This is a genomic window from Petrotoga olearia DSM 13574 (assembly GCF_002895525.1).
Classification (GTDB): domain Bacteria; phylum Thermotogota; class Thermotogae; order Petrotogales; family Petrotogaceae; genus Petrotoga; species Petrotoga olearia.
This window is the reverse complement of record NZ_AZRL01000016.1, coordinates 138,097-154,188: the sequence shown is the minus strand read 5'-3', so window position 1 is coordinate 154,188 and position 16,092 is coordinate 138,097. Positions and strand designations below refer to the sequence as shown.

The window sequence follows — 16,092 nt, the reverse complement described above, 5'->3', positions numbered from 1 at the left end:
CTCCTCTTGGATTTTTTTATCTGTTATGATTTCAAATTCTTTACTGATTTTCTTTCTATTAATTCTCCTTTTAATACTACCCTCATAGGTCTGGCATATCTGTCTTCTATCCTTGATAGTAAAGATGTAGCAGCTATTTTACCTTCTTCTAATATTGGTTGTTTTATAGTCGTTAAAGGTGGATCAATCAATTCATTTTCAAGTGAATCATCAAATCCAATTAAAGACAGTTCTTCAGGGATTTTTATATTATTTTTTTTAACTGCGTAGACTATATACTTAGTTAAATTGTTGTTTGTTGCTATTATCGCCGTTGGTAAATTATTTTTTCTCTTTAGCCCATTTAAAACTTCTATAGCTTTTTCATGAGGGTATATATCTTCACAGATCCATTCCTTTTTTACAGGAATATTCAACAGTTTACAACCTTTTAGAAATCCTTTGAGCCTTTCTTCTATAGTGAATATTCCTTTTTTAGATAAAAAAATGCCTATCTTTTCATGACCATTTTCTTTTAAATGTATTAAGGCTTGAATGATTACATCTTGGTTGTCAACAATAACATGATCAAACTGATCTTGATTGTAAAACAACCTGTCGTAGAAAACTATTGGAATGCCCATTTTAAAAAAATCTTGATATAATCTCAAATTACTTTTACCAGTTTTTTCTGTAACCGGCGAAGCTAAAATACCTTCAACGCCATGACCGATCATCCAGTTTAAATAGGTCTTTTCTTTATCCACATTCTCATCGACATTACTTAACAAAATCTTATATTCACGTGGGAATAAAACATCTTCTACTCCTTTTAAAAATTCCAAAAAGAAAGGGTTCCTTATGTCAAACGCTATAACACCAATGATCTTTGATTTTGAATTTTTAAGGGTACCTGCGGATAGATTTTTCATATATCCTAATTCCTGAGCGGTATCTATAACTTTTCTCCTTAATTCTTCACTTGCTCCAGGTTTACCAGACAATGCCCTTGAAACTGTAGAAGGAGAGATATTCAAAGCTTTTGCAATGTCTTTTATTGTTGGTTTTTGCATGGTATTACCTCCATAAGCATTTGTTAAGCAATCGTTTGCGTTACTAATTCTTATTATAAATTAATAAACTATAAAATCAAAATTAACTCTCGACGAGTAAATTGAAGCTTTTTGATAACAATTGGCTTTAATTGGAAATAATTCCAAATTTTGGACGAAAATTGGCAGATTTTAGATAAAATTATCAGAAACCCTTTATTTATCAAAGAAAATTTATTGTAAATTTTATGTAAATAAAAATCCCATCTAATATTTAGATGGGATCGTTTGTTATGTTTTAATTCTATTGATTTATATATGCTGCTTTTAAGAAAGGCTTTTTGTCAGAAGATATATACTTTTTTATTTCTGAAAGATCACCAACATCGGTTAATAATTTTTGAAAAGAGAATTCATTACTATTAAGAATTTTCACAGCTCTTTGCATAGTGAAAGGATTTACATAAGAACCCGTGATCGAAATTTCCTCACTATATATTTTAAAAGGCTCTACTTCCTTTGATTTCGATCCCTTTGGTGTAACTCCAAAATCTATAATTTTTCCACCTTTTTTTACTAAAGTATAAGCGCTTTCAAAACCAGAAATAGTTCCAGAGCATTCAAATACTTTATCAAATTTTTTAGATTGAGGATTATTGTCAGGATTTTCGACTTCTAAACGAAATTCTTTTTTTATAAATTCAATTTTTTCTTGAGAAACTTCAAATATGGTAGTTTTTCCTACTGAAAATCTGTTTAACAGCATAGCGAAGATCAAACCTATTGCTCCTCCACCTATTATTGCTATTTCATCAGTGTAAGAGAAATTAGAAAGATCTATTCCGTGGACTATACAGGAAAGAGGCTCTGCAAATATGGCATCTTTTACTTGTATATTTTCGTTTAAGGGATAAATCTGTTCATTTGGAACCGCTAGCATTTCAGCAAAACCACCATCTCTATTTACACCAACTGCGTTTAGATTCTCACACAGATGAATTTTGCCCTCCCTACAGTACTGACAAACACCACAAGGTCTATTTGGATCAATGGTAACTTTGGTTCCTTTCTCAAATACCCTAGATTTTACTATTTCTCCAACGATTTCATGCCCTGGTATAAGAGGATAAGTAGCCAAAGTTTCTCCTTTAAAGATTTTTAAATCAGTTCCACAAACTCCACAGCCTAATACCCTCATCAATGATTCATTTTCTTTTGTAGATGGCTCTTCTTTATTAATTACTTCAATTTGATGAGGTTGTTTTATGTAAACAGCTTCCATAAGCCCACCTTCTTTATAATTTAATCAAAGTTTTAAATGAATTTGTTTCACTAGAAGCAAACTGAAATGCATCAGGTACGTGATCTGTTCCATCGAAAATTTTTGATATTAATGCTTGAGTATTAATTCTCTTTTGTGAAATTAAGTTTACTGATTCTGAAAAATCATCATCAGTATACATTAGGGCTCCCATTATGATATACTCTCTATCTTGAATTAAATGAAGAGGAACAGTACCGGGGCCTGCAAAAACACCTATTATGATAATTGTACCACGTTTTCTAACTAAGTTGAAAGCAGTATCGATTGAAGATTGTATCCCTACAGCTTCAAAAACAACATCAAAATCCATATAACTATTATTTTCTTGAGGGGACAATGCATTTGAAACGAAGTTAAATTCTTTTGCTTTTTGCACCTTCCAAGAATTAACGTCAAACCCGATTACCTCTTTTGCACCATAAACTTTAGAAACGGCAGCCGTAAGAATGCCAATTGTTCCCAAGCCAACTACTGCAACCTTTTTTCCAGCTTCTTGAAATCCTCTAACCTTTAAGGGCTCGTATATATGAGGCATTCCATGTTTACAATAGTAACATTCATTATCCCAAACGGAAGGCCTAATAGCAAGATATTGACCTTTTTTGAATAGATCGGATTTTTCAACAACTCCAATAACTTCATGACCAGTTGAAACTGGAAATTCAACAAAAGGATGTTTTCCTTTGAAAACATGAACATCGGAGCCACAGATTCCACAATATAAGATTTTTAAAAGACTTTCGCCGTTTTTTGGCTCACGATCTAATGAATATTCTTTTACCACAATTTTATTAGGCTCAAAGATTACCGCTCTTTTTAGCATTTTAACACATCTCCTCTTTATAATTTTTATTGTATTTAGAATCTCTAAAACACGTACTTTAACTACCCTTTATACATTTTATACATTCAATATTAAAGGTTTACCTTCTTTCTATATATAATTTATTTGATACCATGTTTTTATTATTTGTCGTTCAAGCAAAGCTCATTATATGGTAACTCTTCTCAATTGTATTTATTGTATTTCGATTTCGTTTACTACAACTACTATATGAAAAAATACTGAATTTAAATTGAAATACTCACACAGTTTAGTAGAACCAAGAGTTTTCAAATAATGCTTTGAGAAATACATATTTAGATGTTCCTTGATTTTTATTAGTTCGGCGATTACAAATTCATCTTGTAATAACTTTAACTTTAGAGGAAAGAATTCACAAAAAATATTACAGTGCATACGATACTGTTCAAAGAAGCAGAACCACTTATTTCAAAAGATAGATAAATTTATGAACGGTTTAAAAGGGTTATACAAGCAGTTAGAAACTTTATACATTGAAAGATTAGCAGAGGGTTCTGTGAATAAACTGAAAGTTATTAATTGGATACTGTATGGAAGAAACAAATTTAAGATGCTGAGACAGAAAGTTCTTTTTCTTGAAAATAATGGAGAGATTTAAAAATCAGTGGGAAGAATCACTGTTTGTTTAGTAATTGCAACTTGTTTCTTTAACTATCAAGGGTTTCTTTAGTTGTTCTTGGATTTCTTTTTTATTCATCCTTGAAAGTCAACCTCCCCTTTCAATTTTCCTTCCATTGCGCACACAGCAGCACCAAAACTTGTAGTTTCTTCCAGTTTACTTAGGTAAAAATTTTTATTAAAGACTTTTTTTATGATGTTTATAAAATATTTGTTTTTCTGTAATCCATTTCCCACCCCTATAATATCTTCATAATCGATATCCATTTCTCTATAATATTTGTAGAGTTCTTCAACTATTCCATATGCAGTTGCTGTCACTAGATTCTGAATTGTAAAGTTGTTTAAACTTATGTTATCAATGGCCCCTCTCAATTGAGGATTATAACGTGTACCGTTTAATGTAGTGCGAAATTTTAGAGGAGAAACTGGTAATATTGAATTCTTGATGAATTCGTAAACTTGATCGTCTTCAACATTTTTCTTACAAGCCAAGTTTATAAAGTTTTTTATAAAAGCTTTGATGGCTTCAATAGTCTTACCAGCAGATAAACTAGCCCCAACTAATAAATAATAATTATTTAAAAACGGTCGATAATCTAGGTATTTTGAAATCTTCTTAATTTCCTTAACTACAGCAGATATTTGTCCACTTGTTCCTATGCTTATAACCATCGAATTCGTTTTGTTGTAAGAAGTTTCAAGTTTCTTTTCAAAAATTGCTCCTAAAACTGATGCTTGATTGTCACCCATTCCTAAAAAGATCGGGGTACCAGTTAATCGAGGGATGTGTTTTCCAACATCTCCTATAAAAGTTCCGGGTTTTGCCATTTTAGGAAGGTGAATTTCAGTGTATCCCAACGCATTAATTAATTCCCAATTCCAATCTTTGTTTTCTAATGCATAAAATCCACTGCTATGCGCTATAGAAGGATCTATAGGTATTGAATCGTATGGAGTATCCCCAATGAGCTTTTTTACGATGAAATCTGGAGCAAAACGAAGAGAACACCCAGCAGTGTTTATAAGTTTTTGTAAAGGAAGTAAGGTCGTAACAGCATACCCTGGGCTTAGTAAATATTGAAATTTAGAAAATAGCGATTTATAATTTTTATTAATATAATCTACATAAGATATTCCATTTCCATTTTTTTCTAAAGCTCTTTGATCTTGCCAAGTAATTATATTTGTTGTTGGAATGTTTTCTTTTACAAGAAAAAAGCTATGCATGTTTCCAGTAACTGAAATAGCTTCGGTTCCTTTTAAATCAAAAATTTTAGTTAAATACTGTATAAAAGAATCAAAATCACTTTCTAATTTTTTTATGTCAAATTCACTTTTTAAACCATCGAAAATTAAACTTGTATTTTGTTTATTGGCGAAGGCAATTTCTTTGCTTTTGCTATCGTATAAGCATGCACTGTAAGAAGTCGTCCCAAAATCTATTCCCAACACTTTCATTTTATACACCTTCCAATTAATTCTCAATACAAAAGTTATTTCCTTCAACTTAACTACACTTTAGAAGAAGATATAGTGTTTTAAAATAACTATTGCGATTGTCTGTGTTTTCAAACATAATTGAAAAATTTAATTTATCAACCGGTAAAACCACCATAATTGGCACTTTTCTCATTAAAGACTTTGACATAAAATTTACTTGTAATAAAGCCATAATATCCCTCCTCTTAAATTGTACCATCTCTACCACCTTTCATTTCCTCCTGTACATTTTTTTTAGAAAGCAAAAAGTAAATTTTCTATTTGCGTTAGGTAAATTTTAGATTAAAATTAAACATGACAGTTTTAATCTCCTTTTTCTAAAACCCATAAAAGAAGGAATTAAAAGGACTTTTAATGAAATTTTTTTCAAATCTTGCAAAAACGAAGATTTTAGTGTATAATCGCTAATAATTTACTCTAATCTTAAATAGTTACCAATAATTAGGAAAAATGAAATTTTTTTCATTTTCTAACAATCCTGAAAATATTTTCGTAATATTTTTGAGTTCAAGGAGTTAGATGTCTTGAAAAAAAATCAGACTCTCAAATGTGGTTATTTAGGGCCCAAAGGTACTTTCAGTGAAATCGCCGTAATGAAATATTTTGGTGAAAATGTTTTTTTGATCCCACTACAATCTATTTCAGACGTATTTGAAATGGTTCAAAATAAAGAAGTAGATTTTGGAGTTGTACCTATTGAAAATTCTGTAGAAGGTTCAGTAAATATTACGATGGATCTTTTATTCGAGAAATCTGATATTCATGTAGTGGGTGAATGTGTTGTCCCGATTAATCATTTTCTTGTATCTTATGGAAGTTTAGACCTAGCAGAAGTTAAAAAACTTTTTTCTCATCAACAAGCTATTGGACAATGCAGTAAGTTTATAAAAAATAGATTGAATAATCCAGATATTATATTCACCGCGAGTACAGCAAATGCTTGCGAAATGATTAAAGATGTACCAGAGAGTGCAGCTATAGGTTCGGAAAATATTATCAATATTTATAATTTAAAGGTTTTAGCTAGAGATATTCAAGACTCAAAAAACAACTCAACTCGTTTTTTCATAATTGCAAATTCCGAAAGGTTTACAAAGATTGAAGGTACAGCAAAAAATTACAAAACCTCGATAATATGTTCTCCAAAGCACAATGAACCTGGTGTTCTATACAACATGTTAAAAGCTTTCAAAGAAAAGGACATAAATCTGACAAGGATAGAGTCGCGTCCAACTAAAAAGCAATTAGGTGAATACTCTTTTTATATAGATTTTGAAGGTTTTAAAGAAGATAAAGATGTAAGAGAAGCATTGGTTAAATTAGAAAAAATGAGTTCTTTCTTTAAAATTCTTGGAAGTTATCCAAAATGGAAGGAACGGGAATGAATTCTACCGGGGATATTATCAACACTTTTAAACATAATGGAAAGGAAGGATTATATGGAAGATAATAAGCTAAGAAGTGACGAAATTAAAAAAGGAGTATCAAAAGCCCCACATCGTTCTTTACTTTATGCTTTAGGGTTGACAAAAGAAGAGATCGATAAACCTATAATTGGGATAGCTAATTCTGCGAACGATATAATACCCGGACATAAACATTTGAATGAAATATGTGAAAGTGTAAAAAATGGCGTATATGCAGCTGGAGGTTTACCTTTAGCCTTTTCAACGATAGGAATCTGTGATGGTATCGCGATGGGACACAGCGGTATGAACTATTCATTACCAAGTAGAGAATTAATTGCTGATTCTATAGAATCTGTAGCAAGGGCGTATAAATTCGATGGATTAGTTCTTATTCCCAACTGCGATAAGATCGTTCCAGGGATGTTAATGGCTGCCTTAAGGTTAAATATTCCTGCGATTGTTGTAAGTGGAGGTCCAATGCTCGCAGGAAATTTCAAGGGAAGAAAAATCGATTTACACGATATGTTTGAAGCCGTTGGTGCAAGAGTTTCCAATAAGATTTCTGATGAAGAGTTAAATGAAATGGAAATGGCTGCCTGCCCTGGGTATGGGTCTTGTGCTGGGATGTTTACTGCCAATTCAATGAACTGCCTAACAGAGGTTTTAGGACTTGCGCTGCCGGGAAATGGGACGATTCCGGCAGTTTTTTCTAGCAGGAGAGCTTTAGCAACAAAAACAGGAGAAAAGATAATGGATTTAGTGGAAAATGATATCAAACCCTTGGATATATTCAACGAAAAAACAGTAGAAAACGCCCTTACTTTAGACATGGCTTTAGGTTGTTCTACGAACACGGCTTTACATTTGCCCGCAATAGTTCATGAAGCAGGGATCGATTTTGACATAGATATTATTAATAAAATTAGTTCAAAAACACCTCATCTATGTAGTTTATCTCCTGCAGGCATTCATCATATAGAAGATTTACATTACGCTGGTGGTATTCCTGCTGTACTTAAAGAACTGTCCAAAAAAAATTTGCTCCATCTAGATTGTTTGACCGTAACTGGGAAAACCTTAGGTGAAAACCTTAAAAATGTTAGTTATGTGGACCATGAAGTAATAATGCCGATAGATCAACCGTACCATAAAGATGGAGGTTTAGCTGTTTTAAAAGGTAATATAGCTCCCAACGGGGCAATTGTCAAGCAGATAGCCGTATCTGATGAGATGTTGGTACATGAAGGGCCAGCAAAGGTTTTTAACAAAGAAGAAAAAGCCATCAAAGCTATTTATGCAGGAGAAATTAAAGAAGGAGATGTAGTGGTGATCCTATACGAAGGCCCCAAAGGAGGACCGGGTATGAGAGAGATGTTGGCACCTACTTCCGCTTTAGCCGGTATGGGATTGGATAAAAAAGTTGCGTTGATCACAGATGGTAGATTTTCGGGAGCTACACGTGGATCTGCCATAGGCCATGTATCTCCTGAAGCTGCAGCAGGAGGACCAATAGGGGTTGTAAAGGATGGGGATGTAGTGTCAATAAATATCCCAGAAAAGACCCTAAATTTAAAAATATCAGAAGAAGAACTACGGACAAGATTAAATACTTTTAAACCCATACTTCCAAAAACAGGTGGGTATTTAGACAGATACAGCAGATATGTACAATCAGCTGATAAAGGAGCTTTTTGTGAATAAAAAATTAGAGAGGTGATTTTATGCCGATCCATTCCGGGGCAAGAATATTTGTTGAATCTCTTTTGAGGGAAAAGGTTGAGGTTGTATTTGGATATCCAGGAGGGAAGGTTATCCCACTTTATGATGAACTTTATGACGCACCTATAAGACATATATTAGTTCGTCATGAACAAGGTGCTGCCCATGCTGCAGATGGTTATGCAAGGAGTACGGGAAAGGTTGGAGTGTGTATAGCCACTTCTGGACCTGGAGCTACAAACCTAGTTACAGGACTAGCCACTGCGTACATGGATTCCGTACCAGTTGTAGCTTTTACAGGTCAAGCTCCGACAAGTCTTATAGGTACTGATTCATTCCAAGAAATAGACATACGAGGAATAACCTTGCCTATAACTAAGCACAATTACATGGTAACTAATGTAAAGGATTTAGCTAAAACTATAAAAGAAGCTTTTTACATAGCCAGAACCGGTAGACCAGGTCCCGTTCTGGTTGATTTACCGGTGGATGTTCTTAAATCTCACGCTGATTTCATTTATCCTAAAAACGTTAATCTTCCTGGGTACCAACCAACTTACGAAGGAAACTACATGCAAATAAAAATGGCAGCCGAGGCTATTAATACTTCGCAAAGGCCAGTTATCTTTGCTGGTGGAGGCGTTATAAATTCTAACGCCTCAGAACAACTGACTAATATGGCAATAAGGGGAAGGATACCAGTAGTCACATCTCTGATGGGGCTTGGTTCTTTTCCAGAAGATCATGAACTTTCTCTGAAAATGTTAGGAATGCACGGTACGATGTATGCTAACTACGCTATATCTGAGGCAGATTTGATAATAGGAGTTGGAGTACGCTTTGATGACAGGGTAACAGGGAAATTGGAAACATTTGCTCCACACGCAAAGGTCATTCATATTGATATTGATCCTGCTGAAATCAATAAAAATGTAAAAGTTCATATTCCAATTGTTGGTAACGTAAAAAACGTTTTAGATAAATTAATTCCATTGATAAAAACAGTCGAAAGGGAAGAATGGCTCGAACAAATAAAAGAATGGAAAAAGCAATATCCACTTAACTACGAATTTGATGATAACAGTATTAAGCCACAATACTTGATTGAAAAATTGGATGAATTGTGTGATGAAAATACTGTTATAGTAACAGAAGTTGGTCAAAATCAAATGTGGGCAGCACAATACATTCATTTTTCAAAGCCAAGGTCATTCATAACCTCTGGGGGCCTTGGAACTATGGGATATGGTTTACCAGCCAGTGTAGGTGCTCAGGTAGGGAACCCCCATAAAACTGTTATCAACATATCTGGTGACGGTAGTTTCCAAATGAATCTACAGGAGTTGGCTACAATAAGTTCTAACAAACTCCCCGTAAAGATAATCATTTTGAACAACGGAACCTTAGGGATGGTAAGACAGTGGCAAAAGTTATTTTTTGATGAAAGATATTCAGCTACGATTCTTGATAATCCTGATTTCGTTAAATTAGGTGAGGCCTATGGAATAAAATCGTTAAGAATCGAACAAACAAATGATGTAGAGATAGCTTTAAAAGAAGCTTTGAATTACAATGGGCCAGTTTTAATGGACGTCATTATTCCTCAAGATGAGAACGTATTCCCAATGGTTCCAGAAGGGGCATCAATTAAAGAGATGATGGATCTAAAAAAGACCAAAAGAGAGAAAGAAAAACAGGGGGAGGTCGCATGAGGCACATCTTGTCAGTAACTGTGAATAATCAACCTGCTGTTTTGGCAAGAATATCTGGTCTATTCAGTAGGAGAAATTTTAACATACTGAGTTTAAATGTGGGTGAGACGGAATTACCAGAGTATTCGCGGATGACGATAGTTGTCGAAGGAAACACAGATACATTAGAACAAGTGAAAAAACAGCTTTACAAACTTATAGATGTTATAAAAATCACCGAATTGAATCAAAGCAATATGATAGAGAGGGATATGGCAATAGTCAAGGTAAATTGTGGAAAAAATCAAAGGGGTCAAGTTATTCAGGTTGTAGACGTTTTTAGAGGTAAAGTTGTCGATTTTTCCCTTGATACAATAACAATAGAAATCACTGGAGATGAAAATAAAATAAATGCCTTTATTGAAATAATGAGAGATTTTGGTATTAAAGAAGTCGTGAGAACAGGTCTTGTAGCTATGGACAGAGAAATGAACAACAATGTTTTGACAAATTAATAAAAATCAAAAATTAAGGAGTGATTGTCATGGTGGAAACATTTTATGAAAAAGATGCAGACTTAGGTTTATTGAAAGATAAAACTATTGCTGTTTTAGGTTATGGAAGTCAGGGTCACGCTCAGGCACAAAATCTTAAAGATAGCGGGTTAAAAGTAATTATAGGTTTGAAGAAAGATAGTAAAAGTAAAGAAACTGCCCAAAAAGATGGTTTTGAAGTATACGAAACATCCGAAGCCGTTAAAAAAGGAGATATTATTCAAGTTTTGATCCCTGATGAAGTTCAAAGCGAGGTGTACAAAAAAGACATAGAACCTAACTTAGAAGAAGGCAATGCACTTGGATTTTCTCATGGCTTTAATATCCATTTTGGACAAATTGTTCCTCCAAAAAACGTAGACGTATTTATGGTTGCACCTAAAAGCCCTGGCCATTTAGTTAGAAGAATGTATTTGGAAGGCAAAGGAGTTCCAGGATTGTTAGCTGTTCATCAAGATTTTTCAGGGAAAGCAAAAGAATTGGGCTTGTCATACGCCAAAGGAATAGGTTGTACACGAGCAGGTGTTATCAAAACAACTTTCAGAGAGGAAACAGAAACGGACCTATTTGGAGAACAAGCAGTCTTATGTGGTGGAACTACATCACTTATCAAGGCAGGTTTTGAAACACTTGTTGAGGCGGGATATCAACCAGAAATAGCCTATTTTGAATGCTTGAACGAACTGAAATTAATCGTTGATCTCTTGTATGAAGGCGGACTAAAAAAGATGAGATACTCCATAAGTGACACCGCACAATACGGGGATCTTACCGTTGGGCCAAAAATTATCGATAATAAGGTTAAAGAAACCATGAAAGAGGTACTTGCAAACATACAAAATGGTAATTTTGCAAAGGACTGGATCTTAGAAAACAAAGCTAATAGACCTGTTTTCAACGCTTTAACTGAAAAAGACAACAATTCTCTTTTAGAACAAGTCGGGGAGAAATTGAGAGCGATGATGCCTTGGATAGAAAGCTAAAAAATCTAATGAAGTAGGAGTGTGAACAAATTTGAGAAAAATAAAAATTTTCGATACTACGTTGAGGGACGGTGAACAATCTCCAGGTGTAAGTTTGACAATGGACGAGAAGCTGGCAATAGCTGAACAGCTTTCTTTGTTAAAAGTTGATGTAATAGAGGCTGGCTTTCCTATTTCTTCGAGTAGTGATTTTGAAAGTGTAAAAAACATTGCCCAAAAAATTAGAGATGTTGAGGTTGCAGCTTTAGCAAGAGCAAATTACAAAGATATCGATTGTGCTTGGGAAGCACTCAAAGAGGCAGAGCAACCAAGGATACACGTGTTCATTGCTACCTCTCCTGTTCACATGAAATACAAGTTAAAAATGAATGAAGATCAAGTTTTGGAAAGAGCAGTTGAGGCCGTGAAGTATGCAGCAAAGTATACTAATAATATTGAATTTTCAGCAGAAGATGCTTCAAGAAGTGAGTTAGAGTTTTTGTACAAACTCTTTGAAAAAGTCATAGAAGCTGGTGCGACGGTAATTAACGTGCCTGATACTGTGGGATATGTAATTCCACAGGAATTTGGTGAATTTATTAAAAAGATAAAAGAAAACACAAGGAACATAGAAAAGATTGAATTAAGCGTACACTGCCACAACGATTTAGGAATGGCAACTGCTAATACTCTTACTGCCCTGAAAGAAGGTGCAGATCAAGCAGAGGTAGCAGTTAACGGAATAGGAGAAAGGGCAGGCAACGCGGCCTTAGAAGAAGTTTTAATGGCGTTAGTTACCAGGAAAGATTATTTTGAAGATTTAGTCGTAACGCAGGATACAACTAAGATTTTGAAACTAAGCAACATGGTTTCACAATTTACTGGAATGGTTGTTCAACCTAATAAAGCAATAGTAGGTAAAAATGCCTTTGCACATGAATCTGGTATTCATCAAGATGGCGTTATCAAAGAAAGAACTACTTATGAAATAATGAAAGCAGAAAGTATAGGGCTAAATTCAAACAAACTAATTTTAGGAAAACACTCAGGAAGACATGCTTTAAAAGAGTTTTTGACATCATCTGGCTACAATGTAGATGAAGAAACCTTTGAAAAGCTATTCCTTAAATTTAAAGATCTAGCCAGTAAAAAAAAGAATTTGAATCCACTTGATGTTGAAGCATTGATCAACGATGAATTATATAAAACTGAGGATTATTTCAAACTCAAATATTTATCCGTCACTACGGGGAACACTACACTACCAACGGCAACTATAAAGATAGCAAGAGGTGAAGAGTTGATAGAAAAAGCTGCTTGCAGTGGAGACGGGCCAATAGATGCAATATTTAAAGCAATAAACGAAATAGTTGAAGAAGAAAATATCACTTTGATTTCGTATAAGATAGAAGGCGTTACAGAGGGGACCGATGCCTTAGGAGAAACAACCGTTAAACTCAAAATTGAAGACGAAGTGTATGTTGGCCATTCTGTTGAAACAGATATTACCCAAGCAAGTACTTTGGCTTATCTAAATGCCTTGAATAAATATATGGCTAAAAAACTTCAAACTACAAAAAAATAAAATGATAAAGTGAGGAAATAAAGGGATGACTATTGTAGAGAAGATTCTTGCATCTCATTCAAATAAAAGTGAAGTTAAACCTGGAGAAATTGTTAATGCAAGAGTAGATTTGGTACTGGGGAACGATGTAACAACTCCTGTTGCCATTAAAGAATTTAGAAAAATAGGGTTATCTCAAGTATTTGATAATGAAAGAATTGCAATAGTTCCAGATCATTTTACTCCAAACAAAGATATAAAATCCGCACAAAATGCTTTGCTTATAAGAAATTTCGCAAAAGAGATGAATATTCTTAATTATTTTGAGATAGGTAAGATGGGGATTGAACACTGCTTAATACCAGAAAAGGGACTAGCCTTGCCTGGTGAGATCGTTATAGGAGCAGATTCCCATACATGTACCTATGGAGCACTTAACTGTTTAGGTACAGGTGTTGGAAGCACCGACATGGCTGCAGCGATGGCTACTGGTTACTTATGGTTCCGAGTTCCTGAAAGTATAAAGATTGTATACAAGGGTGAGCTAAACCCATGGGTCACTGGAAAGGATTTAATACTCTACACTATAGGAGAAATTGGAGTAGATGGAGCACTGTATAATTCTATTGAATTTACTGGAGATACGATCAAAGATCTTTCTATGGATTCGAGAATGACTATGGCAAATATGGCTATTGAAGCAGGGGCAAAATGTGGATTATTTGAATACGATGAAAAAACCAAAAATTACTTGATAGAAAGGGCAGTAAGAGAGTATACACCAGTAAGTAGTGATCCCTATGCCACTTATAAAGAGGTTATCGAATACGATGTTTCAAATATAGACCCGCAAGTTGCATTTCCACACTTGCCTGAAAACACCAAACCTGTTCATGAAGCAAAGGGGATAAAAATTGATCAATCTGTAATAGGTTCTTGCACAAATGGAAGAATAGAAGACTTAAGAATTGCTGCTCAAGTGCTTAAGGGACAGAAAATCAATTCTAATGTAAGATGCATTATTTTTCCTGGCACCCAAGATATATACATGCAGGCACTAAAAGAAGGCTTAATTGAAATATTCATCGAAGCTGGAGCCGCTGTGAGTACGCCAACATGTGGGCCTTGCCTTGGTGGCCATATGGGAGTTTTGGCAAAAGGTGAGAAAGCAATCTCTACGACTAACAGGAATTTTGTTGGAAGGATGGGGCATCCGGAAAGTGAAGTTTATCTATCAAATCCTGCGGTAGCAGCAGCATCTGCCATTAGCGGATACATTACTCATCCTGAGGAGGTTATAAAGTGAAGTTCAGAGGGAGAGTTTTCAAATACGGTGACAATGTTGATACGGATGTAATTATACCAGCTAGATATTTAAACAATCCAGAACCTGAAATATTGGCACAACATTGCATGGAGGATATAGATAAAGAGTTCGTAAAAAAAGTGAAAAAAGGAGATATTATAGTAGCCGGAAAGAACTTCGGTTCCGGAAGTTCTCGTGAGCACGCTCCCTTATCGATTAAGGCGGCAGGTGTTTCTTGTGTCATAGCAGAAAGTTTTGCAAGGATTTTTTATCGTAACGCTATCAATATTGGATTACCTATACTTATTTCCAAAGATGCTTCCCAAAATATCGAAGATGGTTCAGAAATAGAAATAGACTTGGACAATGGAATCATCAAAGATCTAAAAAACAATAAAGAATATTATTCAGAGAAATACCCGAAATTTCTTCAAGAAATAATATCTTCCGGTGGTTTGATAGAGAAGATCAAGAAGGAGGTCACTCAATAAATGCCGTCTATAGCTGTTCTACCAGGAGATGGAATTGGTAAGGAAGTAATCAATGAAGGTCTTAAAATATTAAATTTTATGGGAGATAGGTATAATTTGAATCTCAAATTTGAAGAGTTCGATATTGGAGCTGAACGATTTTTAAAATATGGAGAATTAATTCCAGATTCCATATTGAAAAGATTAGAAACCTTTGACGCTATTTATTTGGGAGCGGTAGGGGATCCAAGAGTACCAGCAGGGGTCTTAGAACATGGGATACTATTAAAATTACGATTTCATTTCGACCAATATGTCAACTTAAGACCAATAAAACTACTAAACGACAGGTTTTCACCTTTGAAGAAGAAGGGCGTTAACGAGATCAATTTTACAGTAATAAGAGAAAACACAGAAGGACTTTATGCAGGTATTGGTGGAATTTTAAAAAAAGATACTAAAGACGAAGTAGCAATACAAGAGATGATTTCAACTAGAAAAGGTGTAGAACGAATCATTCGTTATGCTTTTGAGTATGCAAAAAATAACAATGGTAAACTAACCCTCTGTGATAAAAGTAATGTACTAACTTATTCTCATGGATTATGGTTGAGAGTATTCGAAGAGTTAAAGAAGGAATATCCTGAAGTTCAGACTGATCATTACTATGTAGATGCTATAACGATGAAAATGGTACGAAATCCAGAAATTTTCGATGTAATAGTAACCTGCAATATGTTTGGAGATATCATTACAGATCTGGGTGCAGAACTCCAGGGCGGAATGGGATTAGCTGCCTCAGGAAATATTAATCCGAATACTGTTTCCATGTTTGAACCCGTTCATGGTTCAGCTCCTGATATTGCTGGTAAAGGTATTGCAAATCCCCTTGCTGCAATTTTAGCCGCAGCGATGATGTTGGAATATTTTGGAAGAAAAGACTTATCAGAAAAAATTGAAGGTGCGATTAAGATATCTATCGATGAAAACTTACTTTCTAAAGACATGGGGGGAAATTTAAGTACCAGTGAAGTAGGAGACGAAATTGTCAAAATCTTAAAAAGAGGGTGAACCAA

15 protein-coding genes are annotated in these 16,092 nt (G+C 34.4%); 10 read left to right on the top strand and 5 right to left on the bottom strand.

The features are described from left to right. Positions 1-23: 23 nt before the first annotated feature. The 3 genes from X929_RS06210 to X929_RS06200 all read right to left on the bottom strand — a co-directional run bounded on the left by X929_RS06210 (position 24) and on the right by X929_RS06200 (position 3,178). Positions 24-1,052, bottom strand: coding sequence for a LacI family DNA-binding transcriptional regulator (locus tag X929_RS06210; protein ID WP_103067168.1), 1,029 nt, complete (start codon positions 1,050-1,052; stop codon positions 24-26). Between the two features lie 283 nt (positions 1,053-1,335). Further along, positions 1,336-2,313 carry an alcohol dehydrogenase catalytic domain-containing protein gene (locus X929_RS06205; protein WP_103067167.1) on the bottom strand — a complete coding sequence of 326 codons (978 nt, stop codon included), beginning with the start codon at positions 2,311-2,313 and terminating at the stop codon, positions 1,336-1,338. Positions 2,314-2,326: 13 nt separating this feature from the next. Continuing rightward, positions 2,327-3,178, bottom strand: coding sequence for a zinc-dependent alcohol dehydrogenase (locus X929_RS06200; protein ID WP_103067166.1), 852 nt, complete (start codon positions 3,176-3,178; stop codon positions 2,327-2,329). Between the two features lie 469 nt (positions 3,179-3,647). On the opposite strand from X929_RS06200, the gene X929_RS09700 reads away from it, so the two are divergent. Then, positions 3,648-3,818, top strand: coding sequence for a hypothetical protein (locus X929_RS09700; protein WP_169924981.1), 171 nt, complete (start codon positions 3,648-3,650; stop codon positions 3,816-3,818). Between the two features lie 95 nt (positions 3,819-3,913). Here the strand turns inward: X929_RS09700 and X929_RS06195 are convergent, their stop codons facing one another. Both X929_RS06195 and X929_RS06190 read right to left on the bottom strand, forming a co-directional pair. After that, positions 3,914-5,299, bottom strand: a complete 1,386-nt coding sequence (locus X929_RS06195; RefSeq protein WP_103067165.1) for a sedoheptulokinase — start codon at positions 5,297-5,299, stop codon at positions 3,914-3,916. A gap of 49 nt (positions 5,300-5,348) precedes the next feature. Next, positions 5,349-5,549: a hypothetical protein gene (locus tag X929_RS06190; protein ID WP_211286745.1), complete on the bottom strand. Its 201-nt coding sequence runs from the start codon at positions 5,547-5,549 to the stop codon at positions 5,349-5,351. Positions 5,550-5,865: 316 nt separating this feature from the next. On the opposite strand from X929_RS06190, the gene pheA reads away from it, so the two are divergent. Genes pheA through X929_RS06145 form a run of 9 tightly spaced genes read left to right on the top strand, consistent with a single transcriptional unit; the run spans position 5,866 to position 16,087 of the window. After that, entirely contained in the window at positions 5,866-6,726 is an 861-nt protein-coding gene (pheA, locus tag X929_RS06185; RefSeq protein ID WP_169924980.1) for a prephenate dehydratase, read from the top strand. Between the two features lie 54 nt (positions 6,727-6,780). After that, a complete protein-coding gene (gene ilvD, locus X929_RS06180) occupies positions 6,781-8,451 on the top strand; it encodes a dihydroxy-acid dehydratase (RefSeq protein ID WP_103067163.1) in 1,671 nt (556 codons plus the stop codon). A 20-nt stretch (positions 8,452-8,471) separates the two neighbouring features. Next, complete coding sequence (gene ilvB / locus X929_RS06175) at positions 8,472-10,181, top strand: biosynthetic-type acetolactate synthase large subunit (RefSeq protein ID WP_103067162.1); 1,710 nt, start codon at positions 8,472-8,474, stop codon at positions 10,179-10,181. Next, positions 10,178-10,675 (top strand): acetolactate synthase small subunit, encoded by a 498-nt coding sequence (gene ilvN / locus X929_RS06170; protein WP_103067161.1) that lies wholly within the window; start codon positions 10,178-10,180, stop codon positions 10,673-10,675. Before ilvB ends, ilvN begins: the two co-directional genes overlap by 4 nt. Before the next feature lie 29 nt (positions 10,676-10,704). Beyond that, positions 10,705-11,697, top strand: a complete 993-nt coding sequence (ilvC, locus tag X929_RS06165; RefSeq protein ID WP_103067160.1) for a ketol-acid reductoisomerase — start codon at positions 10,705-10,707, stop codon at positions 11,695-11,697. A gap of 31 nt (positions 11,698-11,728) precedes the next feature. Continuing rightward, the gene (locus tag X929_RS06160) at positions 11,729-13,261 is read left to right on the top strand and encodes a 2-isopropylmalate synthase (protein ID WP_103067159.1); all 1,533 of its coding nucleotides are present in this window, start codon (positions 11,729-11,731) and stop codon (positions 13,259-13,261) included. A 25-nt stretch (positions 13,262-13,286) separates the two neighbouring features. Then, on the top strand, positions 13,287-14,546 hold the full coding sequence (leuC, locus tag X929_RS06155; RefSeq protein ID WP_103067158.1) for a 3-isopropylmalate dehydratase large subunit: 1,260 nt from the start codon (positions 13,287-13,289) through the stop codon (positions 14,544-14,546). Beyond that, the gene (leuD, locus tag X929_RS06150; protein WP_103067157.1) at positions 14,543-15,037 is read left to right on the top strand and encodes a 3-isopropylmalate dehydratase small subunit; all 495 of its coding nucleotides are present in this window, start codon (positions 14,543-14,545) and stop codon (positions 15,035-15,037) included. Before leuC ends, leuD begins: the two co-directional genes overlap by 4 nt. Next, a complete protein-coding gene (locus X929_RS06145) occupies positions 15,038-16,087 on the top strand; it encodes a 3-isopropylmalate dehydrogenase (RefSeq protein WP_103067156.1) in 1,050 nt (349 codons plus the stop codon). Positions 16,088-16,092 lie beyond the last annotated feature (5 nt).

Excerpts from the sequence above, each read along its gene's own strand:
- X929_RS06210 (WP_103067168.1), bottom strand. The coding sequence starts at position 1,052 with ATGCAAAAACCAACAATAAAAGACATTGCAAAAGCTTTGAATATCTCT.
- X929_RS06205 (WP_103067167.1), bottom strand. The coding sequence starts at position 2,313 with ATGGAAGCTGTTTACATAAAACAACCTCATCAAATTGAAGTAATTAAT.
- X929_RS06200 (WP_103067166.1), bottom strand. The coding sequence starts at position 3,178 with ATGCTAAAAAGAGCGGTAATCTTTGAGCCTAATAAAATTGTGGTAAAA.
- X929_RS09700 (WP_169924981.1), top strand. The coding sequence starts at position 3,648 with ATGAACGGTTTAAAAGGGTTATACAAGCAGTTAGAAACTTTATACATT.
- X929_RS06195 (WP_103067165.1), bottom strand. The coding sequence starts at position 5,299 with ATGAAAGTGTTGGGAATAGATTTTGGGACGACTTCTTACAGTGCATGC.
- ilvD (WP_103067163.1), top strand. The coding sequence starts at position 6,781 with ATGGAAGATAATAAGCTAAGAAGTGACGAAATTAAAAAAGGAGTATCA.
- ilvB (WP_103067162.1), top strand. The coding sequence starts at position 8,472 with ATGCCGATCCATTCCGGGGCAAGAATATTTGTTGAATCTCTTTTGAGG.
- ilvN (WP_103067161.1), top strand. The coding sequence starts at position 10,178 with ATGAGGCACATCTTGTCAGTAACTGTGAATAATCAACCTGCTGTTTTG.
- ilvC (WP_103067160.1), top strand. The coding sequence starts at position 10,705 with ATGGTGGAAACATTTTATGAAAAAGATGCAGACTTAGGTTTATTGAAA.
- leuC (WP_103067158.1), top strand. The coding sequence starts at position 13,287 with ATGACTATTGTAGAGAAGATTCTTGCATCTCATTCAAATAAAAGTGAA.
- X929_RS06145 (WP_103067156.1), top strand. The coding sequence starts at position 15,038 with ATGCCGTCTATAGCTGTTCTACCAGGAGATGGAATTGGTAAGGAAGTA.